General features: G+C 51.2%; 21 protein-coding genes. 15 read left to right on the top strand and 6 right to left on the bottom strand.

The features are described 5' to 3' along the window. Window positions 1–48 precede the first annotated feature (48 nt). On the top strand, window positions 49–951 hold the full coding sequence (gene mak, locus U0026_RS17620) for a fructokinase (RefSeq protein ID WP_062773966.1): 903 nt from the start codon (window positions 49–51) through the stop codon (window positions 949–951). Window positions 952–1,081: 130 nt separating this feature from the next. Here mak and sbcC read toward each other — a convergent pair whose 3' ends face one another. Both sbcC and sbcD read right to left on the bottom strand, forming a co-directional pair. Next, window positions 1,082–4,222, bottom strand: coding sequence for an exonuclease subunit SbcC (sbcC, locus tag U0026_RS17615; RefSeq protein WP_062773964.1), 3,141 nt, complete (start codon window positions 4,220–4,222; stop codon window positions 1,082–1,084). Then, a complete protein-coding gene (gene sbcD / locus U0026_RS17610; protein WP_062773962.1) occupies window positions 4,219–5,421 on the bottom strand; it encodes an exonuclease subunit SbcD in 1,203 nt (400 codons plus the stop codon). The genes sbcC and sbcD overlap by 4 nt, the downstream gene beginning before the upstream one ends. Before the next feature lie 191 nt (window positions 5,422–5,612). Here sbcD and phoB point away from each other — a divergent pair, with 191 nt between their 5' ends. The 5 genes from phoB (at window position 5,613) to malZ (ending at window position 12,813) form a co-directional block, all read left to right on the top strand. After that, the gene (gene phoB / locus U0026_RS17605; protein ID WP_062773960.1) at window positions 5,613–6,302 is read left to right on the top strand and encodes a phosphate response regulator transcription factor PhoB; all 690 of its coding nucleotides are present in this window, start codon (window positions 5,613–5,615) and stop codon (window positions 6,300–6,302) included. Window positions 6,303–6,323: 21 nt separating this feature from the next. Continuing rightward, window positions 6,324–7,619, top strand: a complete 1,296-nt coding sequence (gene phoR, locus U0026_RS17600; RefSeq protein ID WP_062773958.1) for a phosphate regulon sensor histidine kinase PhoR — start codon at window positions 6,324–6,326, stop codon at window positions 7,617–7,619. Window positions 7,620–8,030: 411 nt separating this feature from the next. Then, entirely contained in the window at window positions 8,031–9,350 is a 1,320-nt protein-coding gene (gene brnQ, locus U0026_RS17595; protein WP_062773957.1) for a branched-chain amino acid transporter carrier protein BrnQ, read from the top strand. 139 nt (window positions 9,351–9,489) lie between these two features. Further along, the gene (proY, locus tag U0026_RS17590; protein WP_062774071.1) at window positions 9,490–10,842 is read left to right on the top strand and encodes a proline-specific permease ProY; all 1,353 of its coding nucleotides are present in this window, start codon (window positions 9,490–9,492) and stop codon (window positions 10,840–10,842) included. Between the two features lie 156 nt (window positions 10,843–10,998). Beyond that, window positions 10,999–12,813, top strand: coding sequence for a maltodextrin glucosidase (gene malZ, locus U0026_RS17585; RefSeq protein ID WP_062773955.1), 1,815 nt, complete (start codon window positions 10,999–11,001; stop codon window positions 12,811–12,813). Here the strand turns inward: malZ and U0026_RS17580 are convergent. Beyond that, a complete protein-coding gene (locus U0026_RS17580; protein ID WP_062773953.1) occupies window positions 12,807–13,709 on the bottom strand; it encodes a LysR family transcriptional regulator in 903 nt (300 codons plus the stop codon). The genes malZ and U0026_RS17580 overlap by 7 nt on opposite strands. Before the next feature lie 273 nt (window positions 13,710–13,982). Between U0026_RS17580 and U0026_RS17575 the strand changes: the two genes are divergently transcribed. The 3 genes from U0026_RS17575 to U0026_RS17565 are packed head-to-tail and all read left to right on the top strand — an operon-like array spanning window position 13,983 to window position 17,116. Next, window positions 13,983–14,624, top strand: coding sequence for a hydrolase (locus U0026_RS17575; protein ID WP_062773951.1), 642 nt, complete (start codon window positions 13,983–13,985; stop codon window positions 14,622–14,624). 58 nt (window positions 14,625–14,682) lie between these two features. After that, the gene (locus tag U0026_RS17570) at window positions 14,683–15,225 is read left to right on the top strand and encodes an antibiotic biosynthesis monooxygenase (protein ID WP_062773949.1); all 543 of its coding nucleotides are present in this window, start codon (window positions 14,683–14,685) and stop codon (window positions 15,223–15,225) included. A gap of 22 nt (window positions 15,226–15,247) precedes the next feature. Then, window positions 15,248–17,116, top strand: a complete 1,869-nt coding sequence (locus U0026_RS17565) for an amidohydrolase (RefSeq protein ID WP_062773948.1) — start codon at window positions 15,248–15,250, stop codon at window positions 17,114–17,116. A gap of 135 nt (window positions 17,117–17,251) precedes the next feature. On the opposite strand, the gene U0026_RS17560 is transcribed toward U0026_RS17565, so the two are convergent. Together U0026_RS17560 and U0026_RS17555 are read right to left on the bottom strand one after the other, a co-directional pair. Continuing rightward, on the bottom strand, window positions 17,252–17,728 hold the full coding sequence (locus U0026_RS17560) for a hypothetical protein (protein WP_126440831.1): 477 nt from the start codon (window positions 17,726–17,728) through the stop codon (window positions 17,252–17,254). A gap of 4 nt (window positions 17,729–17,732) precedes the next feature. Continuing rightward, the gene (locus U0026_RS17555) at window positions 17,733–18,545 is read right to left on the bottom strand and encodes a winged helix-turn-helix domain-containing protein (RefSeq protein ID WP_062773945.1); all 813 of its coding nucleotides are present in this window, start codon (window positions 18,543–18,545) and stop codon (window positions 17,733–17,735) included. Between the two features lie 464 nt (window positions 18,546–19,009). On the opposite strand from U0026_RS17555, the gene U0026_RS17550 reads away from it, so the two are divergent. The 6 genes from U0026_RS17550 to U0026_RS17525 all read left to right on the top strand — a co-directional run bounded on the left by U0026_RS17550 (window position 19,010) and on the right by U0026_RS17525 (window position 25,912). Next, window positions 19,010–19,564, top strand: a complete 555-nt coding sequence (locus U0026_RS17550) for a helix-turn-helix transcriptional regulator (protein ID WP_062773943.1) — start codon at window positions 19,010–19,012, stop codon at window positions 19,562–19,564. A 188-nt stretch (window positions 19,565–19,752) separates the two neighbouring features. Next, on the top strand, window positions 19,753–20,337 hold the full coding sequence (gene ecpA / locus U0026_RS17545; RefSeq protein WP_062773942.1) for a common pilus major fimbrillin subunit EcpA: 585 nt from the start codon (window positions 19,753–19,755) through the stop codon (window positions 20,335–20,337). A 60-nt stretch (window positions 20,338–20,397) separates the two neighbouring features. Beyond that, window positions 20,398–21,066: an EcpB family pilus assembly chaperone gene (locus tag U0026_RS17540; RefSeq protein ID WP_062773940.1), complete on the top strand. Its 669-nt coding sequence runs from the start codon at window positions 20,398–20,400 to the stop codon at window positions 21,064–21,066. Between the two features lie 23 nt (window positions 21,067–21,089). Further along, a complete protein-coding gene (locus U0026_RS17535) occupies window positions 21,090–23,615 on the top strand; it encodes a CS1-pili formation C-terminal domain-containing protein (protein WP_062773939.1) in 2,526 nt (841 codons plus the stop codon). Beyond that, window positions 23,605–25,248, top strand: coding sequence for a fimbrial adhesin EcpD (ecpD, locus tag U0026_RS17530; protein ID WP_062773937.1), 1,644 nt, complete (start codon window positions 23,605–23,607; stop codon window positions 25,246–25,248). The genes U0026_RS17535 and ecpD overlap by 11 nt, the downstream gene beginning before the upstream one ends. Continuing rightward, the gene (locus U0026_RS17525) at window positions 25,217–25,912 is read left to right on the top strand and encodes a fimbrial biogenesis chaperone (protein WP_062774069.1); all 696 of its coding nucleotides are present in this window, start codon (window positions 25,217–25,219) and stop codon (window positions 25,910–25,912) included. Before ecpD ends, U0026_RS17525 begins: the two co-directional genes overlap by 32 nt. A gap of 103 nt (window positions 25,913–26,015) precedes the next feature. On the opposite strand, the gene U0026_RS17520 is transcribed toward U0026_RS17525, so the two are convergent. Further along, window positions 26,016–26,618 (bottom strand): peroxiredoxin C, encoded by a 603-nt coding sequence (locus U0026_RS17520; protein WP_062773935.1) that lies wholly within the window; start codon window positions 26,616–26,618, stop codon window positions 26,016–26,018. Window positions 26,619–26,713 lie beyond the last annotated feature (95 nt).

Genomic DNA, 26,713 nt, shown 5'->3' with positions numbered 1-26,713 from the left:
GATAACGAATTGTCTCTGACCTTGCATTGATTTAAACAGGAGCGATGAATGCGAATTGGGATCGATTTAGGTGGCACGAAGACAGAAGTGATTGCGCTTTCCGACGCCGGTGAGGAGCTTTATCGCCACCGCTTGCCGACACCGCGTGACTACCTGCAAACTATTGAGAATATTGCCCATCTTGTCTCTCTTGCTGAAGCGGCAACCGGGCAAACCGGCACGGTCGGAATGGGCATTCCAGGTTCGATTTCGCCCTATACCGGCGTGGTTAAGAACGCGAATTCGACCTGGCTTAACGGCCAGCCGTTTGACAAAGATTTGAGCCGTCGCCTGAATCGGGAAGTGCGTCTGGCGAATGATGCCAATTGCCTTGCTGTGTCTGAAGCGGTCGATGGTGCGGCGGCAGGGGCACAGACGGTGTTCGCGGTTATTATCGGTACCGGTTGTGGTGCAGGCGTGGCGATTAACGGGCGTGTGCATATTGGCGGTAACGGCACGGCGGGCGAGTGGGGACATAATCCGCTGCCGTGGATGAATGATGAAGAGTTGCGTTATCGGGCGGAAGTCCCGTGCTACTGCGGTAAACAGGGCTGTATTGAAACGTTTATTTCCGGTACCGGGTTTGCCACGGATTATCACCGATTAAGCGGTCAGCCGTTAAAAGGTAGCGAGATTATGCAAAAGGTCGCGCAGGGAGATGCAATGGCAGAGCAGGCGTTCAGCCATTACGAACAGCGAGTGGCGAAGTCGCTGGCGCACGTGATTAATATCCTCGACCCGGACGTGATTGTATTAGGCGGCGGGATGAGCAACGTTGAGCGGTTGTATCACACGTTGCCATCGTTGGTGAAAACGTGGGTATTTGGCGCAGAGTGTGAAACGCCGATTCGCAAAGCGCTGCATGGAGATTCCAGCGGTGTGCGCGGGGCCGCGTGGTTGTGGCCCGCGTGATTTGGCCCTCACCCTAACCCTCTCCCAGAGGGAGAGGGGACTGTTCGGCGTTGTTTTTCACCTTAATCCAAGGTGCGCGGTGCCGCTTTTCTCCCTCTCCCTTTGGGAGAGGGTCGGGGTGAGGGAAACATCACTCTACGCTAAATATTTTATCTAACCGGCTATACCCCAATCCGTTAATCTTCTTCACCTTAATCTGTACCGGAATACGCTCTTTCATCGCCTCAACGTGGCTAATCACGCCAATAATCTTGCCGCTGGCATTCAGCGCATCCAGCGCGTCAAGCGCCGTGTCTAGCGTCTCACTATCCAGAGTGCCGAAGCCCTCATCCAGGAACAGTGAATCGATACGTGTTTTATGGCTGACCAGATCCGACAGCGCCAGCGCCAGCGCAAGGCTGACGAGGAAACTTTCGCCCCCGGACAGCGTGCGGGTATCGCGAACGGCATCCGCCTGCCAGGTATCGACCACTTCCAACTCCAGCGCATCGCTGGCTTTTCGCTGGAGGAGGTAGCGACCGTGCAGGCGGCTGAGCTGTTCGTTAGCCAGCCACACCAGATTATCCAGCGTTAACCCTTGCGCGAACTTACGGAACTTATCACCCTCTTTAGAGCCAATCAGCGCATTCAGATGCGCCCAGTCTTCCAGGGTGGCGTTAGCTTTCTCAATAGCCAACAGCAGCGACTGTTGCTGATGGCGATTCTCATCATCCTGCTTTAACTGCTGGCGCAGTTCGCCCTGACGTTCGCTGTTTTCACGGAGCTGGCGGGCGAGTTGTAGCAGTAAAGCCTGCACCTCGTCGAGCGACAGTTCAGCCTGTAAACTTTCCGGACGCAGCGTTAGATGACGCGCCAGCGCTTCCTGCACTTGAGCGGTCAGCGTCATACGCTGCTGATGCTGCGTCTCCAGCGATTGCTTGAGTTGCTCCAGCCGCTGGCGTTCATCACCGTCGAGCAGTGCGGCCAGGAAGTCTTCCCGGCTGCTAAAGTGGGAATCGGTCAGCGCTCGGTCAAAGTCCTGCTCAGCCTGCGTTAAACGTTTATTTTCCTGAATTTTCTGCTGTTGTAGTGTCTGTAACTGGCTCTCAAGCGACACACAGTCGTTATGCACCTGCTGCCAGCCATCAAGCTTGGCCTGGCCTCCGTCATCGGGTATTTTCGCCACTGGCAGCGTCTCCAGCAGTGGCTGGATCTGCGACAACTGTTGCTGAATCTCCTGGCTTTGTTTTTGCTGTTGCTGCCAGTGCAGAATTTCCGCTTCGCGAGCGGCAAGCCAGGCGCCGTCTTCACCGGGGACGGGCAGCGTCAGGTCATAAGCCGTCAGCGCTTGCTTGAGCGTTGTAATACGCTGTGCCAGCTCGTCACTCAACTGTTTGTTTGACGTCTGAAGCTCGCGGATCTGCCCCTCAATCGTTAACCGCTGACTGTGCTGATAGCGCTGCTGTTCGGCCTCGTCCTGGGCGGTCAGCCAGCCGCTGATGTCATCGGCAGGTTGTAACGTTATCGCCAGGCGCTGTGTGGTTTCCTGCCATTGTGATGTAAGTGCTTGCTCCTGCTGAGAAAGTGATGCTAGCTCATCATTCTCTTTTTGCTGCTGTTTTTGCAGCGCTTCTTGTTGCGCACGCAGGGTAGCGCCGTCTTCCGCCAGACGGGTGACCTCTTTTTCCAGCGCATCACGGCGGGCTTTATTGGCGTCGGGCGCCAGGGCCTGATACTCCGCCAGCGCAGGGTGGCTGGTGGAACCGCACAGTGGGCAAGGTGCCCCCGGCTGTAAACGCGCACGTTCCGCTTCCAGGCGGACAATTGTCGCTTCAAGCTCACAGATGGCCTTCACATCGCTCAACTGCTGCTTTTTGTCTTTATACACCTGACGAAGCTGAGTGAGATCGGTCGTCAGTTTTTCCAGTTGCTGCTGGCGCACAAGCCCGGCATCGATAAGCTGCTGGCGGCGCGTTTGCAGCGGCATAAACTGTGGATACAGGCGGCTAAGCTGCTGACGCAGAGGGCGCGTCGCGGCATGCTGGGCAACGTGCTCGGCTACTTCATCCTGGGTCAACGTTAAGGTGGATGGCGGCAATTGGGCCAACTGTTGTTCCCGTTCGCGTAGCCGTTGCTCATGAGTTTGTAGCTGCGCGCGATCCCGCGCCTGCTGGGCGAAGGCACCGCGCCAGCCGGTCAGTTCACCGTGCCAGCGCTGAATGTTGTCATGATCTTGCAACCACTGCTGTAACTCACTGTGCGTGCGCTGTAACGTTGCGCTCTGGCGCTCTGCGGTGTAACGGATCCGGTCGCGCAGGTGGCTAGCATCATGTAAGCGAGTATTCACTTGCTCTATAAGCTGGTGAGTTTTTGCCACGGTGGCAGCTTGTTCCTGCATCTGCGTCCAGCGTGGACGCAGTGCCTCAGCGGGCTGTGCGCGCTGTAGAACGGCTAGCTGAGGCTGTGCCGCCTCAAGGGCGTGCTGAGTTTCAGTCAGCGCCTGCTGATTTTTTTGCGCATCCTGGGTCAACTCAGCCTGGCGCGCCAGCCACTGTTGATGTTGTGTCGCGACAATCTGCTGCTGCTGCCACTGTTTTTCTTCGCAAGTAAGCGCCTGCAAACTCTGTTGTAGCGTCTGTTGCTGCTCTTCGCTTAACAGCACCACGCCGCTGGCCTGCGCCTGAAGCTTGTCTAACTCCCCGCGCGCCTGTTTATGTTTTTCAAAGACTTGTGCGGAAATTTGTCCGTAAATTTCGGTACCGGTGAGCTCTTCAAGCAGTTCGGCGCGCTCTTTCGGTTTGGCATTGAGGAAGGCGGCGAACTGGCCTTGTGACAGCAACATTGAGCGGGTAAAGCGGCCATAATCCAGCCCGCTCAAAGAGGCGGTCATCTCTAGCTTATCTTTGACTTTATCGGCCAGAATTTGCCCATCGGCACAACGCGCCAGCTCAACGCGCGGCGCTTGCAGATTGCCGTCCGGCTGGTTGCGTGCGCGGTTTTGGCTCCAGAAAGCGCGGTAGGCAACGCCCTGAACTTCGAACTCAACCTCTGCCAGACATTCGGCGGTGTCGCGGGTCATCAGATCGTTTTGTGATTGCGAAACCGTGTTGAGGCGCGGCGTCTCGTGGTAGAGCGCCAGACAGATGGCGTCGAGCAGTGTGGTTTTCCCGGCACCTGTTGGGCCGGTGATGGCAAACAGACCATTGCTGACGAACGGCTCTTGGGTGAAATCGATTTTCCACTCACCTTTGAGTGAGTTGAGGTTTTTCAGGCGCAGGCTGAGAATTTTCATAGCTGTTCCTCCTCGCCAAGACCGTGGAGCGTTTCATTGAACAGCGTTTGCAACCGCTGTTGTTGCGGTTCCTCCAGTGTTTCCAGCGCCAGTCGGCGGTGGAAAACTTCTTCGACGCTCAGTTCGCTCAGGGTTTCACGCTCCTGGTTTGCCAGAATACGCTGCCGCTGTTCGCGGCTGCGACGCACCAGAAGCACCTCTACCGGCAGGTCATCGGTGATGGTCTGGATTTTGCGCTGAATATCGTGAAGGTATTCGTCGCTGGTGATTTCAATATCAATCCATGTTGCCGGTTCGGCTTCGGCATCACGCCATTCGGCTAACTGGGCGCTGATACTGTCAAAATCACCTTTGATTACCGCCAGCGGTTGGGTAACCGGGACGGTGAGCGGCGTGACCTCAGCCAGTTTGCCGTCGCTGAAGTTCACAAGGTTAACGCTTTTGCTTTTGCCGGTTTCATCAAAACTCAGGGAGATAGGCGAGCCGCTGTAGCGAATATGCTCGCTGCCACCAATTTTCTGCGCCCGGTGAATATGTCCCAGCGCAATATAGTCGGCAGGTGGGAAGTTTTGTGCCGGAAAAGCATCCAGTGTGCCAATATAAATGTCGCGTACCGCATCGCTTTTGCTGGCGCCGACGGTTGTCAGATGGCCGCTGGCAATAATCGGCAGCGTGCGGTCATCACGCAGTTCGCAGGCTTGCTGATACTGCTGCTGATAATAATCAGTGATGCTTTCCAGCACCTGGCGTTGTTTTTCCTGACCGGAAAGTCCCGCCTGGCTGGTGATAATGTCGCGCGGACGCAAGAACGGAACCGGGCAAAATACTGCGCCAGGCGTGCCGTCGCGCAGATTTAAGATAAAGGGCGCATGACCGGCGCTGGCAATCACCGTGGTGTTAAGGAACGATAGGATATCCCGGGATTCATTCAGCGTGGCGACGGAATCATGGTTACCCGCCAGTACCACCAGATGACAGCCCGTTTGCTGGAGATCGACCACAAATCGGTTATACAGCTCGCGCGCGTAGCTCGGCGGCGAACCGGTATCGAAGATATCACCGGCGACAATAATGGCGTCAACCTGCTCCGATTTTGCGGTGTTAAGCAGCCATTGCAGGAAGGCTTGATGTTCTGCGGCGCGGCTTTTGCTGTAAAAGTTCTGGCCAAGGTGCCAGTCCGATGTGTGGATAATGCGCATAGCGGTTCCGTGGAAAGTGACGTAAAGTTGAGTATAAACATTCACCTACGGGTTGGTCGATGAGTGTCTATGTGCTGTGTCATAAACGGTGAAGGGCTATCATCTCACGGTCATGTTTATCATAAAACTGTCATAAATCTGACGCATAATGACGCCGTATATAATACTGATGTCTAAAAACAGGGCAAATAATGGCAAGACGTATTCTGGTCGTTGAAGATGAAGCACCTATCCGTGAGATGGTTTGTTTCGTTCTGGAGCAAAACGGTTTTCAGCCGGTGGAAGCAGAAGATTACGACAGCGCTGTCAACAAACTCAATGAACCCTGGCCCGATCTGATTCTGCTTGACTGGATGTTACCGGGCGGTTCTGGGCTGCAATTTATAAAGCATATCAAACGCGAGGCTCTGACCCGAGATATTCCCGTTGTGATGCTGACCGCTCGCGGCGAAGAAGAAGATCGCGTGCGAGGCCTCGAAACCGGTGCTGATGATTACATCACCAAACCCTTCTCACCCAAAGAGCTAGTTGCGCGCATCAAAGCCGTTATGCGCCGTATTTCACCGATGGCGGTGGAAGAGGTGATTGAGATGCAGGGGTTGAGCCTTGACCCAACCTCTCACCGGGTCATGACCGGTGAAAACCCATTGGATATGGGGCCAACTGAATTTAAACTGCTGCACTTCTTTATGACACACCCGGAGCGTGTCTACAGCCGTGAACAGCTGCTGAACCACGTTTGGGGAACTAACGTCTATGTTGAAGACAGGACTGTTGATGTGCATATTCGTCGCCTGCGCAAGGCGCTGGAACACAGTGGTCATGACCGCATGGTGCAAACTGTTCGCGGCACGGGTTATCGTTTTTCCACCCGTTTCTAATTGTTGACTGGAGTGTGACTCGTGCTGGAACGGCTGTCATGGAAAAGGCTGGTCCTGGAGCTGCTGTTATGCTGCTTCCCGGCCGTGGTACTGGGACTGGTATTCGGTTATCTGCCGTGGTTTTTACTGGCGGCAGTGACCGGGCTGCTTATCTGGCATTTCTGGAATTTACTGCGATTGTCCTGGTGGCTGTGGGTTGACAGAAGTATGACCCCTCCGCCGGGGCGCGGTAGCTGGGAGCCTTTATTATATGGGCTCAACCAGATGCAGTTGCGTAATAAGAAACGTCGCCGTGAGCTGGGTAATCTGATCAAGCGTTTTCGCAGCGGCGCAGAATCTTTACCCGATGCAGTGGTGCTGACCACTGAAGAAGGCGCGATTTTCTGGTGTAATGGCCTGGCCCAACAGTTGCTGGGTCTTCGCTGGCCCGACGATAGCGGGCAAAATATCTTAAACCTGCTGCGTTATCCTGAATTTACCCAACATCTTAAAAAGCGTGAATTCCATAAGCCGTTGCACCTGGTGCTCAATAGCGGCCGCCATCTGGAAATTCGTATTATGCCCTACACCGACCGTCAGTTGCTGATGGTGGCGCGCGACGTTACCCAAATGCATCAACTGGAAGGTGCACGGCGTAATTTCTTTGCGAACGTAAGCCATGAGTTGCGTACACCGCTGACGGTGCTGCAAGGCTATCTTGAGATGATGCAGGAGCAGCCGCTGGAAGGCTCGGTGCGTGAGAAAGCGTTGCATACCATGCGTGAGCAAACTCAGCGAATGGAAGGGCTGGTCAGGCAATTGCTGACGTTGTCGAAAATTGAGGCATCCCCCGTGCTGGCGCTCAATGAGAAAATTGACGTGCCGATGATGCTGCGGGTGGTGGAGCGTGAAGCGCAGACCCTAAGCCATTATCAGCATCAGTTCCATTTCGACATTGATGAGTCGCTAAAAGTGCTGGGCAATGAGGATCAACTGCGCAGCGCGATGTCGAATCTGGTGTATAACGCCGTTAACCATACCCCTGAAGGGACGCTGATTACCGTGCGCTGGCAGCATGCACCGCACGGCGCGCTGTTTAGCGTGTCTGATAATGGGCCGGGAATTTCGCCGGAACATTTGCCGAGGCTGACCGAGAGTTTCTATCGTGTCGATAAAGCGCGTTCGCGGCAAACCGGCGGCAGTGGGTTAGGGCTGGCGATTGTGAAACATGCGGTGAGTCATCACGACAGTCGGCTGGATATCACCAGTGAGTTGGGTAAAGGTTCATGCTTTAGCTTCCTGCTGCCGGAACGTTTAATTGCCAAAAATGACGCGTGATCCCACGCTTGTCAGCTTAACTTTCCACAGACCAGCCTCGGCTGGTCTGTTTGCTTTGCAGTCAATGAAACGTCGCCTGATTAACGAACGTCTGGTTGTTTTTTGTTCGCATGATTAGCCGGATGTTTTTCTTAAATCCAGTTTAAAAGTCTGCCTGTAAATTCACTATCAATATAATCATCTGGTTTTGCGATCCCGTGTTGCTTTAAAACGTTATAAGCGTTTAAATTGCCCACCTGGCAGTCACAAATAGACTGTTAATTCGCGGTAAATCAAAAAACTATTCTTCTTTACATCGCGAAGGGAGCATATCCCGCTAAGTTTGTCGTTGGTTTCCTCTGCATCATTCCACAGGCGCTGGCGCGATAAATTTTCGTTTTACAACACCACATCCACAGGCTGTAGTTACATATGACCCATCAATTGAAATCGCGTGACATCATCGCTCTGGGCTTTATGACCTTTGCGTTGTTTGTTGGCGCAGGCAACATCATTTTTCCTCCTATGGTTGGCTTGCAGGCAGGCCCTCACGTTTGGACCGCGGCCTTTGGCTTTCTGATTACCGCTGTTGGTCTCCCGGTGCTGACCGTGATAGCTCTGGCGAAAGTGGGTGGCGGCGTCGATAGCCTCAGCACGCCAATTGGTAAAGTGGCGGGCGTTTTGCTGGCGACCGTGTGTTATCTCGCTGTCGGCCCGCTGTTTGCCACACCGCGTACCGCGACTGTCTCATTTGAAATCGGTATTGCGCCGCTGACCGGTAGCGGCGAACTGCCGCTGTTTATCTACAGCATTATCTATTTTGCGCTGGTGATTCTGGTTTCGCTGTATCCGGGTAAATTGCTGGATACCGTGGGTAACTTCCTGGCACCGTTGAAAATCCTCGCGCTGATTATTCTCTCTGTTGCCGCAGTGATCTGGCCTGCCGGCCCTATCAGCAATGCGCTGGATGCTTATGAAACCGCTGCGTTCTCAAACGGTTTCGTTAACGGCTATCTGACCATGGATACGTTGGGCGCGATGGTCTTCGGTATTGTTATCGTTAACGCTGCACGTTCTCGTGGCGTAACGGAAGCACGTCTGCTGACCCGCTACACGATTTGGGCTGGTCTGATGGCGGGTGTCGGCCTGACGCTGCTGTACCTGGCGCTGTTCCGTCTGGGTTCTGATAGCGCGACGCTGGTCGACCAAAACGCGAACGGTGCAGCTATTCTGCATGCTTACGTTCAGCACACCTTCGGTGGTGCGGGTAGCTTCATGCTGGCGGCGCTGATCTTCATTGCTTGTCTGGTCACCGCGGTTGGCTTGACCTGCGCATGTGCGGAGTTCTTTGCTCAGTACCTGCCGTTCTCCTATCGCACGCTGGTCTTTATCCTCGGTCTGTTCTCGATGGCGGTATCGAATCTGGGGCTGAGCCACCTGATTCAAATCTCTATTCCGGTGCTGACGGCCATCTATCCGCCGTGTATCGCACTTGTAGTACTCAGTTTTACCCGCAATTGGTGGCATAATTCCGGCCGCGTGATTGCACCACCGATGTTTATCAGTCTGGTTTTTGGTATCCTTGACGCTATCAAAGCCTCTGCTTTCGCTGACGTATTACCGGGTTGGACTGCCCGTTTACCGATGGCGGAGCAAGGTCTGGCATGGTTGATGCCAACAATCGTGATGGCGATTCTGGCTGTAATCTGGGATCGCATGGCAGGACGCCAGGTAACATCAAGCGCGCATTAATCTGCACGGCGCTTTAACGGTGTTTAACCACGGGACGTGATGTTCCGTGGTTTTTTATTTTGGGTACTTTAGCCTAAGTTGTTCGCGCGGCTTTTATGGGCAGCGCGGGGATGATGGGTCTGACATGGCACTGGAAACGATGGAAAACAACAAGCTGAAGCGCGGGCTAAGCGCCCGACACATCCGCTTTATGGCCCTCGGGTCGGCAATTGGTACGGGGCTATTTTATGGTTCCGCCGACGCAATCAAAATGGCAGGGCCAAGCGTGCTGCTGGCCTATATTATCGGTGGCGTGGCCGCTTATATTATTATGCGAGCGCTGGGCGAAATGTCCGTGCATAACCCGTCCGCCAGCTCTTTTTCTCGCTACGCGCAGGAAAACCTCGGGCCGCTGGCGGGCTACATCACCGGCTGGACTTACTGTTTTGAGATCCTGATCGTCGCCATTGCTGATGTCACAGCATTCGGTATCTATATGGGCATCTGGTTCCCGACGGTACCGCACTGGATATGGGTACTCAGCGTGGTGCTGATTATCTGCGCCGTCAACCTGATGAGCGTCAAGGTATTTGGCGAGCTGGAGTTCTGGTTCTCCTTCTTCAAAGTGGCCACCATTATCATCATGATTTTGGCCGGTTTCGGTATCATCATCTGGGGTATTGGCAACGGCGGGCAGCCTACGGGGATTCATAACCTGTGGAGCAACGGCGGCTTCTTCAGTAACGGCTGGATCGGTATGGTGATGTCGCTACAGATGGTGATGTTTGCCTACGGCGGTATTGAGATTATCGGTATTACCGCCGGTGAAGCGAAGAACCCTGAAGAGTCTATTCCGCGTGCTATTAACTCCGTACCGATGCGTATTCTGGTGTTCTATGTTGGTACGCTGTTCGTCATTATGTCCATCTACCCATGGAACCAGGTGGGTACCGATGGTAGCCCGTTTGTGCTGACTTTCCAGCATCTGGGGATTACCTTTGCCGCCAGCATCCTGAACTTCGTGGTGTTGACGGCGTCGCTCTCAGCAATCAACGCAGACGTCTTTGGCGTCGGTCGTATGCTGCATGGCATGGCCGAGCAGGGTAGTGCGCCTAAGTTTTTTGCCAAAACTTCACGCCGCGGTATTCCGTGGGTGACGGTCACGGTTATGACGATCGCGCTGCTGTTTGCGGTGTATCTGAACTACATCATGCCGGAAAACGTCTTCCTGGTGATTGCATCGCTGGCAACTTTCGCCACCGTTTGGGTGTGGATTATGATCCTGCTCTCGCAGGTAGCATTCCGCCGTCGTTTGTCCGCTGATGAAGTGAAGGCGCTGAAGTTTAAAGTACCGGGCGGCGTAGCAACCACTTCCGTAGGTCTGGTGTTCCTGGTCTTTATTATCGCGCTGATTGGTTATCATCCGGACACCCGAATCTCCCTGTATGTGGGCTTTGCGTGGATCCTGCTGTTGCTGGTTGGCTGGATGTTTAAAACGCGTCGTCGCAGCTAATTGCTGCGTTGTTTCGTGAAAACCCGGTTTACGCCGGGTTTTTTTATGCCTGAAATCTGCGCCCCCGTCCTCCTCCCTACAAAAAAGCCTAAAAGATGAGTAGGGTGAAATGTCCGTGTGGCAAGGTGGGCACATTTTGAAAATAGGGGATAGACGATGTTAAATGCCTGGCACCTGCCTGTTGCACCCTTTATAAAACAGCAGCAGGACAAATTAATAATAACCCTTTGGCTGCGCGGCGATGACCTGCCACAGCGGGTTACCCTGCGCGCGGAAGTGGATAACGAAGAGATGGCGCTGCCGATGCGCCGCAGTGGTAAATCACCGGCGCCTGACGTGGTGCAATGGCGTGGGGAGATTACGTTGCAGGAAGGGCAACCGCGTCGACGCTATGCGTTTAAGCTGTTGTGGGCAGACCGCCAGCAGTGGTTTTCGCCAAAAGGGATGAGTGCTTTCCCGCCCGCCAAGCTGGAAATGTTTGCTTATGACTGCGTGGATAACGGCCCCCAGTGGGTAACTGAGCAGATTTTCTATCAAATTTTCCCTGACCGTTTTGCCCGTAGTCAGACGCGCGGCGAAGGGCAGGATAAGGTCTATCACCACCATGCCGCCGGGCACGAGATTATTCGCCGGGAGTGGGATGAACCGCTAACCGGAGAGGCGGGCGGCTCAACCTTCTATGGTGGCGATCTTGACGGTATCAGCGCCAAACTCCCGTACCTGAAGGAACTGGGTATTACCGCGCTGTACCTGAACCCGGTTTTCACCGCACCCAGCGTACACAAATACGACACCGAAGATTATCGCCAGGTTGATCCGCAGTTTGGCGGCAACGAGGCACTGCTGCGTTTACGCCACAATACTCAGCGAGAGGGGATGCGGATGATCCTCGATGGCGTATTCAATCACAGCGGTGATACCCACGCGTGGTTTGACCGCCATCATCGCGGTAGCGACGGTGCCTGTCATCATCCGGCATCGCCGTGGCGCGATCGCTACAGTTTCTCTGATGATGGCAAAGCGCTGGACTGGCTGGGTTACTCCAGCTTGCCGAAGCTCGACTTCCAGTCTGAGGGGTTGGTGAATGAAATTTATCGCAGCGAAGACAGCATCGTTCGTCACTGGCTAAAAGCACCCTGGAATATGGACGGCTGGCGGCTGGACGTGGTGCATATGCTTGGTGAAGCGGGTGGGGCGAAGAATAATCTCCATCATGTGGCGGGGATTACGCAGGCGGCGAAAGACGAACGCGCGGATGCTTTCGTCTTCGGCGAACACTTTGGCGATGCCAGGCAGTGGTTGCAGCAGGATGCGGAGGACGCGGCGATGAACTACCGTGGTTTTACCTTCCCGCTGTGGGGCTTTCTCGCGAACACCGATATCTCCTACGATCCACAGAAAATCGATGCGCAAACCTGTATTGCATGGATGGAAGATTATCGCGCCGGACTGTCGCATCAGCAGCAGCTGCGGATGTTTAATCAACTCGACAGCCACGATACCGCGCGTTTTAAATCACTGCTGGGTCGCGATGCGGCACGTCTGCCGCTGGCGGTGGTCTGGCTATTCAGCTGGCCTGGCGTCCCGTGCATCTATTACGGCGATGAAGTGGGGCTGGATGGGGATAACGATCCCTTCTGCCGCAAGCCATTCCCGTGGGATGAGAAAAAGCAGGACCGTGCACTGTTGGCGCTTTATCAGCGTCTAGCGGCGCTACGTAAAACCACACCGGCATTACGTCTGGGCGGCTGTGAAGTGCTGTATGCCGAAGGTGATGTGGTGGTATTCCTGCGCGTACTAGGCGCACAGCGGGTGATGGTGGCGATTAACCGCCGCGAAGCCTGTGAGGTGGTGCTACCTGAATCACCGCTGCTGGACGTGGAATGGCAGCGCATGGAGGGGGCAGGGCAGTTGGCGGAGGGAGTGCTGACTTTGCCTGCTATCTCCGCCACGGTATGGAAAAGTCACTGATAAAGACCGGTGATCGCGGTGCTGGTTAGCAACGTTTCACGCCACCAGCGCTGCGCTAGCCCATCGTGACCATTACGCCATGCCATATAGGCGACGTCGGTCTGGCGAAATGAAATTACCGATTTTTCGACCAGTTCGCCCGTTGCCAGCAGTGGGCTGGCAATATGGCGCGGTAGAAAACCACAGCCAACACCTGCGCGCAGGAGCGTGACTTTACTGTGAAAATCATCGACGCGGGTTTGTGGCTGTTCATCCATCAGGTTGGATTTTAAAGGATGACAGAAACGGGCGCTGTCGCTGATGACAATGGCTCTGTGCAGGCATAACTGCTCGTTGGTTAAATCTTCCGACGCGCTGGCCAGCGGATGATCGGGCGCTACGACAAAGACGTTATCCATCGTGCCCAGCATTTTGTACGACCAGGCCGCAGAGGTAGGCGGTTCATTGATGGCGCCGAGAATAATATCAGCACCGTTGTGGGTGAGCTCCTCCCATGAACCGGCGAGGGTATGATGTGAGAAGTTAAGCCGCGTTTGTTTATGCAGCGCATAAAAATCCTTAATGATGGGCACCAGCGCCGCAAAAGGAAAAGAGTCATCAAGCGCAATCGCTAGCTCTTTTTCCCAGCCGGCGCTGAGTTGTAGCGCCTGCTTTTCCAGATCTTTAGCCGCATCCAGCAGTAAACGTCCCTTTTCCAGCATCATGCGCCCGGTATCGGTAAATTTCGCCCGATGGCCGGAACGGTCAAGCAGGGTGATGCCGAGATCGTTTTCCAGCTTCTGAATCATATAGCTAAGGGCTGCGGACGTTTTAAACAGGGATTCGGCAGCGGCGGCAAAGGAGCCGTGTTTGTCGAGGGCATCGAGAATAAGCAGGACGTCCAGATTGATACGCATAAGAGAAAAATATCCAAAAAAATAATCCCCTACGTTGTACCGAATGCCTAAACACAATGCTAGTGAATAAATTAGATATAACCTGCGCATTTTTTTGATGTTTGCTGGGGAATATTACGCGGCTGAATTATTAGTGTCACCGGATGGTCAGTTTTCTTTAATAACTCGTTAGAAATTTCCCGCTATACTCAACAAGCTTTCTGATTCAGGATCCAATTGCTGACGGCGACTTAAAGCCGTAACCTTTTAACTTGTTGATTGAGAAGGTATGTTATGTCTATTAGGGAACTGATTGACCCGCAAAACTCTACGCTTATTTTTATTGATCATCAGCCACAAATGTCTTTTGGCGTGGCCAATATCGACCGCCAAACTTTAAAAAATAATACCGTAGCGCTCGCTAAGGCCGGGAAGATATTTAATGTTCCGGTAATTTATACCTCTGTCGAAACAAAAAGTTTTAGTGGTTATATTTGGCCTGAATTATTGGCTGTGCACCCTGATGTGAAGCCTATTGAACGTACTTCAATGAACTCCTGGGAAGACGCTGCTTTTGTGAAAGCCGTCAAAGCGACCGGGCGTAAAAAACTGATTATCTCCGCACTGTGGACGGAAGTTTGCCTGACTTTCCCAGCCCTGATGGCGCTGGAAGAGGGTTTTGAAGTGTATGTGGTGACTGACACCTCCGGCGGCACCTCCGTGGATGCGCATGAGCGCTCCATTGACCGCATGGTGCAAGCAGGTGCGGTGCCGGTGACCTGGCAGCAGGTGCTGCTGGAGTATCAACGCGACTGGTCACGCAAAGAAACCTATGACGCGGTGATGAATCTGGTTCGTGAGCATAGCGGCGCCTACGGTATGGGCGTGGATTATGCTTACACCATGGTGCACGGCGCACCAGAACGTAAAGCCTAACGTCATGATGCTGGCGGGGGATCTCCCCGCCATAAAGCGATAGCAAGGAACCCCCGCCATGACGCAAAAGCATGTCACGCTGGTTATTACCCACGCCATCCGTCCCGAACACGTTGCGCAGTATGAAGCCTGGCTAAGTGAGATTATGCCCGTAGCCGCCAATTATCCCGGCCATCTGGGGGCGAACGTTATCCGCCCGGCTGATGGACAGACGGCATGGAATATCATCATCCACTTTGACACCCTCGAACATCTCTACGCCTGGACCCAGTCTGACGTGCGGCAGAAGCTGGTAGATGACATAACGCCACTGTTAGCCGAAGGCGACCATACCGAAGTGCGTACCGAAGCCGCATTCTGGTTCACGCCACCCGCCGCTAACGTGCGTCAGCCCAAGCGCTGGAAACAATTTCTGATAACCCTGCTGGTGATTTTTCCCAGTACCAATCTGGTGCCTGCCATTACCGGTGTATTGCTGCCGTCGATGAAGGGAACGCTATTGCTGCATTTTTTCAATGATGCCTGTGTGGTTGCGCTGGTGGTCTGGTTCTGGATGCCCATCGTGACCCGCTTGTTTGCCGGGTGGCTGAAAAAGGCCTGATCCGGCACGAGAGGAGAATGTTATGTCACAAACCGCGACACTGATTTTAACAAAGGGGCAGGTTCATACCCTGGATCCTCAGCAGCCACGTGCGGATGCGGTGGCGATCGCTAACGGCAAGATCCTTGCCGTCGGCAGCGATGCGCAGATGATGTCCTATGCGGGCGAAGGCACGCAGATTGTCGATCTTCATGGTCATACGGTGATCCCAGGGCTTAACGACTCGCATCTCCACCTTATTCGTGGTGGGTTGAACTACAACCTCGAATTGCGTTGGGAAGGCGTGCCGTCGCTGGCGGATGCGCTGCGTATGCTAAAAGATCAGGCTGACAGAACGCCGTCGCCGCAGTGGGTTCGTGTGGTCGGTGGCTGGAGCGAATTCCAGTTTGCTGAACGTCGTATGCCAACGCTTGAAGAACTCAATGAAGCGGCACCGGATACGCCGGTATTTGTGCTGCATCTCTACGACAGAGCGTTGCTAAATCGTGCCGCGCTAAAAGCCGTCGGTTATACCAAAGAGACGCCAGCACCGGCGGGTGGGGAAATCGTTCGCGATAACAACGGCAACCCGACCGGGATGCTGATTGCTAAACCTAACGCCATGATCCTTTACGCTACGCTGGCGAAAGGGCCGAAGCTGCCGCTGGAGATGCAGGTGAACTCTACGCGCCAGTTTATGCGTGAGTTAAATCGTCTCGGGCTGACCAGCGCTATTGATGCGGGCGGTGGTTTCCAGAACTATCCGGAAGATTACGAAATCATCGAGCAATTGCATGCCAATAAGCAGATGACCATCCGTATCGCCTATAACCTGTTTACCCAGCGTCCGAAGCAGGAAGTGGAAGATTTCGAACGCTGGACCGATATGCTCAAACCGGGGCAGGGAACCGATTTTTACCGCGCCAACGGTGCCGGTGAAATGCTGGTGTTCTCGGCGGCCGATTTTGAAGATTTCCTGCAACCTCGTCCGGATCTGCCGCCGGGCATGGAAGATGAACTGGAGCGCGTGGTGCGCCATTTGGTTGAACATCGCTGGCCGTTCCGCCTGCATGCCACCTACGATGAGTCCATCAGCCGTATGCTGGATGTCTTTGAGAAGGTCAACCGCGATATTCCGTTTAACGGCCTGCACTGGTTCTTTGACCACGCGGAAACCATCACCGAGCGCAATATCGAACGTGTGAAGGCGCTGGGTGGCGGGATTGCGGTGCAGCATCGCATGGCGTTCCAGGGCGAATATTTTGTCGATCGCTACGGTAAAGATGCGGTGAAACATACTCCGCCGGTGGCGAAAATGCTGGAGCTGGAAGTACCGGTTGGCTTGGGAACCGATGCCACCCGCGTGGCGAGCTATAACCCGTGGACGGCGCTGTACTGGCTGGTTTCCGGGCGTACCGTGGGTGGGATGTCGATGTACGATGACGACAATCGCCTGCCCCGCGATGTCGCGCTGGAACTGTGGACGGCGGGCAGTGCCTGGTTCTCCAGCGAGCAGGGTAAAAAAGGACGGATTGAAAAGGATCAACTGGCGGATTTGGTGGTCTTGTCGAAAGACTATTTCAACGTACCCGAAGAAGAGATCAAGGGCATTGAGTCAGTCATGACGATTGTCGATGGCAAAGTGGTGTACGCTGCGGGGCACTTTACGCCGCTAGCGCCGCCTGCTATCCCAGTGGTCCCTGATTGGTCGCCGGTGGTGAAAGTCCCTGGACACTATCGCTCAGCGCCTCCGGGCGGTGTGCATATGGGGGCAGTCGTACAGATGCATCAGTGCTGCGGAAGCTGCGGTGTCCACGGACATCAGCATGATCTTGCGCGTCAGTCAGGTGTTCCGGTCTCTGATGATCGAGCCTTCTGGGGGGCGCTCGGTTGCTCGTGCTTCTCGTTCTAACGCATCAACGCCGACGAATCCTGGATTAGATTGCCACTCACGCCCAATGAATTTCATTGGGCATTTTCCCTTCCTGCGTTAGTTAAGACAGCGGTGAGATGCTGGCTCCCATGAAATCCAGCCTATTTGGTGAGCTTAATTTTGCTCACATAAAAAATAGGGGGTGTTTGTGGACATCAGCAACCACGCTTGTTCCTTGATTTGTATTACTTTTAAAATGAAATCACTGCCTTCGTTTACATTAGTGAAGAAAAAAGGGAAAAACTGGGTAAAGTGCTCGGTCTGTGCACCCGGTTTTATTCTGACTTCGGAATCAAGGCCTTTTAAAACATAGATATCGCGTGATTTTTTAGTGTATGAAAAGTATTTCCTAAGAATCATGTCGTCTTCATTGCTGCCCGAATTGCCTGAAAATGTAAAGAGACCGCTGCCATCTTTAATGAAAAACGTTACTGAGAATGATAGCCTATCCGGGCCGCTGACAATCGAAAAGGCCGACTTGCAATTAATAATCTCATTACTTTGTGTGAAACTCTTAATGTAGAAAACCACCAGTAATGGCACTGTAATAATCACGGCAATCCCCGTGTAGAACATTTTTTTTCTATTCATAATCTTACTTCAAATAGTATGTTGATGTGCAGAATGATTTTCCATTACTTGTTATCGGTCGGCGGCAGATGATGAAGGATACTCTGCTTGATGGATAATTATTGGTGATATAGGCTACCTTACCTGGTAAGCAATCCAGTTGGTATTTTTTCACCATTGCAAGGTAATAGTTGTTATCCTGCAAATCATTATTCCTGTATACATCACATCCCTTTAGATGGATCAATTTCAAGTATGAAGAAAAAGGATTTTCAATCTGCTTTTTACTGTAGCAGGAGCCCAACGCTATCAATAAAATAAAAAATATTATTACGAAGTACTTATACCTCATTAGTATTGATGTGGCTGACATTTTCGCAGGAGTTTGAGCGCACTCAACAGGAGGCTCTAGCTCTACGATGGGAATGTTTGGCTTAATTGAAATGAGGGGACTTTCCTCAATCTGGATAATAGGTTCAGTATTAATATCATCAAAGTAATCCTGGTCCACGATATCGATACTATCCGCTATCATAAAACCACGTTTAGGTAGCGTTTGTATGATAGATGCATCAACACTCAAGCGCGATAATGCCTTTCTTAACAATGAAATATTTTGATGTAATGTATTCTGTGTAACATTCATTCCTCTTTCACCCCAGGCTTCATGTAATAGCTCGGCCTGAGTCACTATATGCCCCTGCTTTTTAATCAGCAGCCTGAAACACAGACTCGCTGGAATCGCCAACGCGATACGCTCATTGTTTGCGGTCGAGGTTAATGTGTGTGTTTCAGCATCATAAATAAGTTTGTGTTCGACGATGTAAAATTTTTCCATATATCACTCATATTGTCTGTCGCATTCTCTGTATGCTTTTTCATCGCAAGATTGATGATGAGATGTTATCACCAAAGGCAAATCTTGGCATGGACTTATAATCAAGGATAATCTGAATATGCGAAAATAAATGTTGCAATAATATTAATTAATAATCAATTAAATGTTTAATTTCTTTATTTTCAAGTGGTTATAAAGGTTGATCTCTGAAGGAAACATGAATAATACATTTCATATATTTATGAGTATCAGCAATTGATTGTTAAGTTGTACTATTTAAATCGTGAGATGCAGCAATCCTGAACTGTACTGATTTGGTATTGTTCATATATTACTATTAGATGTAAGCTACAATTAAAGTATGAGGTGTGCGTAAGTCATAAATGGGTTCCAATGAATAAAAATATTAACCGGTTGGGGATGCCCTCTAATGTGGTGATCAAGAATGTTGAGGTTTTACTACAATGGCTGTTCTGGTTGTTAGTGATAACTATTATTACATTAAAGGATTGGAGCATATTGCGGAAAATTGTCATTGCATTTATGCCCCCGGAAAACGGATAGGAAGCCAGGCTCGTACACGATGCGAAGAACTTGAAAAAGATGACTTTATTATAATTCAATTTTCTAGCCTTAAAGGTATCGAGGATTTTCATCATTTTTGCCAGTATCACTGCCAGGCAACGGTCATTGTTGATGCTGATATAAAAATGACTAGCGTTATCTGTGAGGTTGATAATATTTTTTTTGTGTCATCCACAACAAGTGTTAAAACAATTGATGCCGTTTTTAAACATAAGCTCAGTTTTTTTAGAAAATGTGCGCTTACCGAAGCCGAGAGAATAACGATGACGTTAATGCTTGATGGTGTAGCGATGACGGATATCTCGAAAATGTTGGGGATGAGTATAAAAACGGTGAGTTTTCGCAAAAATAAAATCATCGAAAAAATAGGCTTGATTAATAAAAATAATTTCATGTTCTTTGGTTTGATGAGGTTTGTTTTAAAAGCGGTGTGACTACCATTCTGGTGATGTGTGTGGCCTTTTATTTTAAGAGTCGCACGATTGATATTATTTTTATGTTCAGTGTGTATGCATTGACGTAAGCAAATTTAACGTAAGGGAATAACCCATTGCGTTAACTATTCCATAAAACAATGGTTCTATTATCGGTCATTTAGGCCGTTTATTTTCAGGTGATAATTATGAAATCAAATGTATTCGCTGTGGCTCTCGTAACAACTTTCTGCTTTGGCACCGCACAGGCTGCGGATATGACTGCGCAGGCCGTCGCGACCTGGTCTGCCACCGCTAAGAAAGATACGACCAGCAAGCTCGTTGTGACGCCGCTGGGAAGCTTATCATTTCAGTATGCTGAGGGAATCAAAGGCTTTAACTCTCAGAAAGGTCTTTTTGATGTTGCCGTAGAAGGTGATGCTACAGCGACTGCATTTAAACTGACTTCGCGCCTGATCACTAACACCTTAACCCAACTGGATACTTCAGGATCCACGCTGGACGTCGGGGTTAATTATAACGGCGAAGCCGTGGAGAAATCAGCGGACACCGTGATGATTGATACTACCGCGGGTGTTTTAGGCGGCAATCTAAGCAGTCTGTCCAATGGTTACAACAAGGCGGGGCGTACCACCGCTCAGGATAGTTTCAACTTCTCTATTATCGGCGGTACCACTGACGGTACTACCGCAGTCACTGACTACAGCACTCTGCCTGAAGGGATTTGGAGCGGTGACGTTAGCGTCCAATTTGACGCGACCTGGACCAGCTAATCCTTGTGACACACAAAGCAGGGGGATTCCCCTGCTTTCTTTTTATCGGATATCACTCGTATGAAAAAACACATTCTTGCTCTCGGTCTGTATTTCTGTGCCGTGATATCGGCACAGGCGCTGGATGTTGGGGATATCTCTTCCTTTATGGATAGCAACAGTAGTGTCCTCAGTAAAGAGATTAAAAATACAACCGACAGTGGTCGATTAATCAACATCCATCTGGAGCGTCTCTCCTCGCCGCTTGATAGCGGTAAAGTTATCCCGATGGATAAGCCAGACGAAGTGTTGCTAACGCCCGCAAGTTTGTTGCTGCCGGCAAAAAGTACTGAGGAAATCCGTTTTTTCTACAAAGGTCCTGCTGATTCTCAGGAACGTTATTACCGAATTGTTTGGTTTGATCAGGCATTAAGCGATGCACAGAAAAATAATACTCGCCGAAGTGCGGTCGCTACCGCCTCGGCCCGGATTGGTACGATTTTGGTTATCGCACCACGAGAAGCTCACTTTAACTATCAGTACAGCCAGGGAACGTTGAGCAATACAGGAAATACTACGCTGAGGATCCTTGCCTATGGGCCCTGCGCTAAGCCCGTAGATGGTAAAGAATGCAAAGAAAATTATTACCTCATGCCCGGCAAGGATCGTCGTTTTTTACGCGTCAACGTTGCCGACAAAAAAGGTCGGGTCGCTCTCTGGCAAGGTGAGCAATTTATTCCCGTAAAATAGTTATTATGTTGACGGAATAAAATATGTTTTTTAGATGGAACTCTCCTGTATTTAGTACGCTACTAACCTCTGGAACGGCATTCGTTTTTGCTTCACTCAGCGCGAATGCCGCTATTGAAAAAGTACCGCAAATCGGCGGTGTAATTATTCCTGGGGCATTCAGTCAGGCGCTTCAGGACGGGATGAGTATCCCTCTTTTTATTCATCTGGAAGGCAGTAATAACGCCCAGAGTGATAGTCGCTTGGGTAGCGCATTTATCTGGCTGGATAAGGGTTCACTACGTATCCGGCAAATTCAGTTGGAAGAAAATGATAATAATGCCACCGTCAGCGCATCAACTCGGAAAATGCTCGCTTCACTGGAGAATGTATCGTTTGATGACGCGCTTCGCATCAATGTCACGTCCGACGCACTGTTGCAGCTTAGCCTGCGCCAACTATTACTTCAGTTGGTCGTGAAGAAAGAAGCGCTGGGCACGGTGCTCCGTTCTCGTAGTGAAGATATTGGCCAATCGAGCGTGAGCAGTGTCAGCAGCAGCCTCAACTACAATCTTGGCATTTATAACAATCAGATGCGGAATGCGCAAAGCACGACATCTAGCTATCTTTCGCTTAATGATGTCCTGTCTCTTCGTGAACACCATGTGGTGCTGGATGGGTCATTGTACGGAATAGGGACTGGGCAACAGGACCGAGAACTCTATAAAGCGATGTATGAGCGTGATTTCGCGGGGCACCGTTTTGCCGGAGGGATGCTGGACACCTGGAATTTACAATCTCTGGGACCGATGACGGCTGTTTCAGCCGGGAAAATATACGGGGCATCGTGGGGCAATCAGGCAAGTTCAACGGTATTTGATAACTCACAATCGGCCACGCCAATCATTGCTTTTTTACCTGCCGCAGGGGAAGTCCACCTATCACGGGATGGTCGTTTGTTGAGCGTCCAAAACTTCACGATGGGTAATCATGAAGTTGATACCCGTGGGCTCTCATACGGAATTTACGATGTTGATGTTGAGGTTGTCGTCAATGGTCGGGTCGTCAGCAAGCACACTCAGCGAGTCAATAAGCTGTTTAGCCGCGGTCGCGGCGCAGGTGCGCCCGTAGCCTGGCAAATTTGGGGCGGTAGTTTTCATATGGATAGCTGGTCAGAAAGTGGTAAGAAAACACGCCCGGCAAAAGAGAGCTGGTTGGCCGGTGTTTCTGGTTCGGGCGCGTTAGCAACGTTTAGCTGGGCTGCGACAGGCTATGGTTACGACAACAACGCGATTGGCGAAACCCGTATGACGCTTCCGCTCACCGAAGCAGTCAGCGTCAATCTGCAAAATATGTTGGCCAGCGACAACTCCTGGAGCAGCATCAGCAGCGTTAGCGCGACGCTTCCAGGTGGATTCAGTAGCATATGGCTAAATCAGGAAAAAACGCTTATTGGCGATAAGCTTCGGCGTAGCAGTACCGATAACCGATCTATTGGCGGCACGTTGAACCTGAATCCCCTGTGGTCGAAATTAGGCACCCTAAGCGTGAGCTATAACGACGATCGTCGTAACCAAAGCCATTATTACACTGCCGATTATTATCAAACCATCTACAGCGGAAAATTGGGTTCGCTAGGGGTGCGCGCAGGGATCCAGCGCTTCAATAACGGCGACAGAAATAGCAATGCCGGTAAATATATCGCCCTTGATTTCTCACTGCCGCTCGGGAATTGGTTCAGTACCGGGATGACCCATCAGAATGGTTACACCATGGCGAACCTCGCTGTGCGTAAACAGTTCAATGAGGGCCGCATTCGTACCTTGGGTGCCAATATTTCCCGCGCCGTGTCGGGCAATACCGGTGATGATAAAACCCTCAGCGGCGGTGCATATGCACAGTTTGATACCCGCTACTCGACTGGGACGATTAACGTCAACAGTGGCGCTGATGGCTATATCAATACCAACCTTACCGCCAATGGAAGTATCGGCTGGCAGGGTAAGAATGTCGCCGCCAGCGGTCGCACTGACGGTAATGCAGGGGTGATTTTCAATACGGATATTGAGAACGACGGTATGCTAAGCGCCAGGGTTAACGGGCGGGTATTCCCATTAACCGGCAAGCGAAATTATCTTCCGCTCTCGCCATACAGCCGTTATGAGATTGAACTACAAAACAGCAAAAACTCACTTGAGAGCTACGATATTACTCGAAATCGGAAAAGTCATTTAACCCTTTACCCAGGTAATGTGGCAGTTATTGAGCCTCACGTTAAACAGATGGTGACGGTATCAGGGCGCATCCGTGCCGAGGACGGAACGCTACTGGCAAATGCACATATCAATAATCATATCGGGCGTACTCGCACCGATGACAAAGGCGAGTTTGTCATGGATGTCGATAAAAAGTATCCCACCATTGATTTTAACTACGGTAATAATATGAGTTGTGAAGTGGCGCTGGATCTGAATAAATCCCGTGGTGCGGTTTGGGTCGGTGATGTTATTTGCAGTGGATTGAAAACCTTTGCCAATAATATTCAAGAAGGAGATATTCATGCGAGCTAAATGGTATGTCGTGGTGATGATGTTGCTCTCAATGGCGTATTTGACGTGCGCTCGGGCGGCGGTAACTAAAACCAACTGGCCTAATGCTTCTGCCATGCAGTTTGTTTTAGTTGATAACAATAATGATGACAACTATTTTGTCACCCCGGGTGGGGCTTTAGACCCGCGCCTGACCGGCGGCAGCGCGTGGACGGGATTAAAATATACCGGCTCGGGTACGATTTACCAGCAAAGCCTGGGCTATATCGATAATGGTTATAATACCGGGCTCCATGCTAACTGGAAATATGATATGTGGCTTGAGGATGCGCCAATGTCGCATCCGCTAACCGGCTTACGATGTATCAACTGGTATGGCGGCTGTAATATGACGACCAGTCTTATCGAACCACAAACAACCGATGCAAAGGGTTTTTACGGCGCAACGGTGACACCCGGCGGGGCAAAATGGATGCATGGAATGATGTCGGATTCGTTCTATCAGTATCTCCGGCAGATGCAGGTTGGCAGTAGTTTCTCCATGGTTATCAACGGATGTCAGACATCTGTGAATTACGACAGTACCAGCGGTGCCCGTTGCATCGATCAGGCGTCAGGGACTTGGTATACCCGACGGGTCACGCACACCAAAGCGGCTAATTTAAAACTGATTGATACCCATACCTTAAATGAAGTTTTTATTAATTCCGACGGTGTTCCTACGCTTGGCGAAGGCAGTTCAAACTGTAAACCACAAACCATCGGTTCCCGCGTAGGGATAAGCTGTAAAATGGTTAATTATACGCTGCAACATAATGGGTTAAGTAATACCTCGATTCATATTTTTCCCGCTGTCAGTAACAACGCATTATCTTCTGCGATTGGCAGTTATGATATGCAGTTTAGTCTTAATGGTAATAGCTGGAAGCCCGTCAACGGTACCGCGCAATATTATAACTTTAACGATATGAAAAGCTCCGATTCCATTTATCTATTCTTCTCAAGTAATTTCTTTAAGAAAATGGTCGAGCAGGGCATCAGCGACATTAATACGCAAGATCTCTTTAACTTTCGCTTCCAAAACATCACGTCGCCAGAGTCTGGATGGTACGAATTTTCTACATCGAATGCGCTGATAATTAAACCCCGCGATTTCAGTATCAGTATTGTCTCGGATGAATATACCATGACGCCGCATCATGAAGGGGGAGTTGGCTCCGGGAAACCGTCTCTTGATTTTGGCTATATCGTGACAACCAGTGGGAAAACGGCGGCAGACGAAGTACTGGTGAAGGTTACCGGTCCCGTTCAGACAATTGCTGGCCGCTCATACTGTATTTTCAGCTCAGCGGATAATACGACGAGGGTACCTTTCCCGGCCATCCTCTCCTTTATTACCCAGGATGGTGTAGCTAAAACCTTTGATACTGGATGTGATGATAGCTGGCGAGATCTGACCGATGCCCTTTGGCTCAGTACGCCCTGGAATGATATTTCGGGGGATACTGGCTTGATGAATAAAGCTACCGTAAAACTTTCGATTCCGATGAATGATGGTATCTCTCTGAAAACCGTTGATGGCGAGGATTGGTTTGGCGATGTCAGTGCATCAGGTGAAATTCGTGTTCAGGCGACGTGGCGAAATGTTAATTAATATCTTTCGGGTTGCCTTGTGGCTAATTGCAGTAGGTTTACCGATGACCGGTATGGCGATATCCGTAGGCACGCTGACATTTTCAATGTCGGCAGACAATACCTTCGTTGCTAAACGCGTGCTGAATAATAATCCGAGCGCACGCTTATATCAGATTTCCATTGTGGCGATTGACAGGCCAGGGGAGAACGAATCGCGCGCTCGTCCAACGGACGGAGAGCTCCTGTTTGCCCCACGTCAACTTCTGCTGCAACCGGGCGAAGGTGATTACTTTAAGTTTTACTACCACGGCCCACAGGATAATCGTGAGCGCTACTATCGCGTTTCGTTTCGGGAAATCCCCACTCATAGCCGCACAGAAACCAGGGGGGCAGGCAGTTCTATCAGCGCCGATCCCATTGTCATCATTGAAACCATTCTTGTGGTACGTCCGCGTCAGGTGCATTTCGAGTGGCGTTTTGACCCACAGACAGGCTCTGTGAGTAACAGCGGCAACACCTGGTTTAAATTAATCGTTAAGCCGGGGTGTGGGTCAACGGAAGATGAAGGGGATACCTGGTATCTTCGACCTGGTGATACGGTTAAGCAAAAAACATTGCAGAAGGTTGGGCGCAAATATCTCATTTACAATGAAAAATTTATCAAGGTTTCAGATGATTGCTGATAAACGTGATGTTTAACGCGAACGCGGTATTCAGACTGATGCCGCGTGTAGGCAATAAAAAAGGCTCGCAAATGCGAGCCTTTTTTGACGAAACGTCAGCCGATTACAGGCTAGAAACGTTTTCGCTCAGGTATTTAGCAACGCCGTCTGGAGACGCGTTCATGCCTTCTTTGCCTTTTTCCCACTGTGCCGGGCAAACTTCACCGTGCTCTTCGTGGAATTGCAGTGCGTCAACCATACGCAGCATTTCGTCAACGTTACGGCCCAGCGGCAGATCGTTCACCACCTGGTGACGGACAACACCGTTCGCGTCGATCAGGAACGAGCCGCGCAGTGCAACGCCTTCGTCCGGGTGTTCGATGCCGTAAGCTTTCTGAATTTCGCGCTTAATGTCAGCAACCATTGCGTATTTCACTTCACCGATGCCGCCTTTGTCGACAGGGGTGTTACGCCATGCGTTGTGGACAAATTCAGAGTCAAAAGAAACACCAACCACTTCAACACCGCGCTTCTGGAACTCTTCGTAACGTTTGTCGAAGGCAATCAGCTCGGATGGGCAGACGAAGGTGAAGTCCATCGGCCAGAAGAACAGAACGGTTGTTTTACCCTGGGTGTGCTGTTTGAAATTGAATTTCTCAACGATTTCACCGTTGCCCAGTACCGCAGCAGCGGTAAAGTCAGGCGCTTGACGAGTAACCAGAACCATGGGGTTCTCCTTTGAATTTATAGGGTTAATATAACGCAACGCGGGCAAGTATAGACACTAAAGGGGATTAACACAAAGAGGCTCTGACGATTAAT

The organism is Kluyvera intermedia (assembly GCF_034424175.1).
In the GTDB taxonomy this organism is placed as follows: domain Bacteria; phylum Pseudomonadota; class Gammaproteobacteria; order Enterobacterales; family Enterobacteriaceae; genus Kluyvera; species Kluyvera intermedia.
Note: the sequence above shows the minus strand (reverse complement) of the source record. Positions and strands in the feature narration are given on the sequence as shown.

Coding starts and splice junctions, on each gene's coding strand:
- U0026_RS17570 (WP_062773949.1), top strand. CDS start 14,683: ATGACGCAAAAGCATGTCACGCTGGTTATTACCCACGCCATCCGTCCC.
- U0026_RS17565 (WP_062773948.1), top strand. CDS start 15,248: ATGTCACAAACCGCGACACTGATTTTAACAAAGGGGCAGGTTCATACC.
- U0026_RS17555 (WP_062773945.1), bottom strand. CDS start 18,545: ATGGAAAAATTTTACATCGTCGAACACAAACTTATTTATGATGCTGAA.
- U0026_RS17560 (WP_126440831.1), bottom strand. CDS start 17,728: ATGAATAGAAAAAAAATGTTCTACACGGGGATTGCCGTGATTATTACA.
- malZ (WP_062773955.1), top strand. CDS start 10,999: ATGTTAAATGCCTGGCACCTGCCTGTTGCACCCTTTATAAAACAGCAG.
- U0026_RS17550 (WP_062773943.1), top strand. CDS start 19,010: ATGGCTGTTCTGGTTGTTAGTGATAACTATTATTACATTAAAGGATTG.
- U0026_RS17540 (WP_062773940.1), top strand. CDS start 20,398: ATGAAAAAACACATTCTTGCTCTCGGTCTGTATTTCTGTGCCGTGATA.
- ecpD (WP_062773937.1), top strand. CDS start 23,605: ATGCGAGCTAAATGGTATGTCGTGGTGATGATGTTGCTCTCAATGGCG.
- phoB (WP_062773960.1), top strand. CDS start 5,613: ATGGCAAGACGTATTCTGGTCGTTGAAGATGAAGCACCTATCCGTGAG.
- U0026_RS17580 (WP_062773953.1), bottom strand. CDS start 13,709: ATGCGTATCAATCTGGACGTCCTGCTTATTCTCGATGCCCTCGACAAA.
- sbcD (WP_062773962.1), bottom strand. CDS start 5,421: ATGCGCATTATCCACACATCGGACTGGCACCTTGGCCAGAACTTTTAC.
- sbcC (WP_062773964.1), bottom strand. CDS start 4,222: ATGAAAATTCTCAGCCTGCGCCTGAAAAACCTCAACTCACTCAAAGGT.
- U0026_RS17520 (WP_062773935.1), bottom strand. CDS start 26,618: ATGGTTCTGGTTACTCGTCAAGCGCCTGACTTTACCGCTGCTGCGGTA.
- U0026_RS17575 (WP_062773951.1), top strand. CDS start 13,983: ATGTCTATTAGGGAACTGATTGACCCGCAAAACTCTACGCTTATTTTT.
- ecpA (WP_062773942.1), top strand. CDS start 19,753: ATGAAATCAAATGTATTCGCTGTGGCTCTCGTAACAACTTTCTGCTTT.
- brnQ (WP_062773957.1), top strand. CDS start 8,031: ATGACCCATCAATTGAAATCGCGTGACATCATCGCTCTGGGCTTTATG.
- mak (WP_062773966.1), top strand. CDS start 49: ATGCGAATTGGGATCGATTTAGGTGGCACGAAGACAGAAGTGATTGCG.
- proY (WP_062774071.1), top strand. CDS start 9,490: ATGGAAAACAACAAGCTGAAGCGCGGGCTAAGCGCCCGACACATCCGC.
- U0026_RS17535 (WP_062773939.1), top strand. CDS start 21,090: ATGTTTTTTAGATGGAACTCTCCTGTATTTAGTACGCTACTAACCTCT.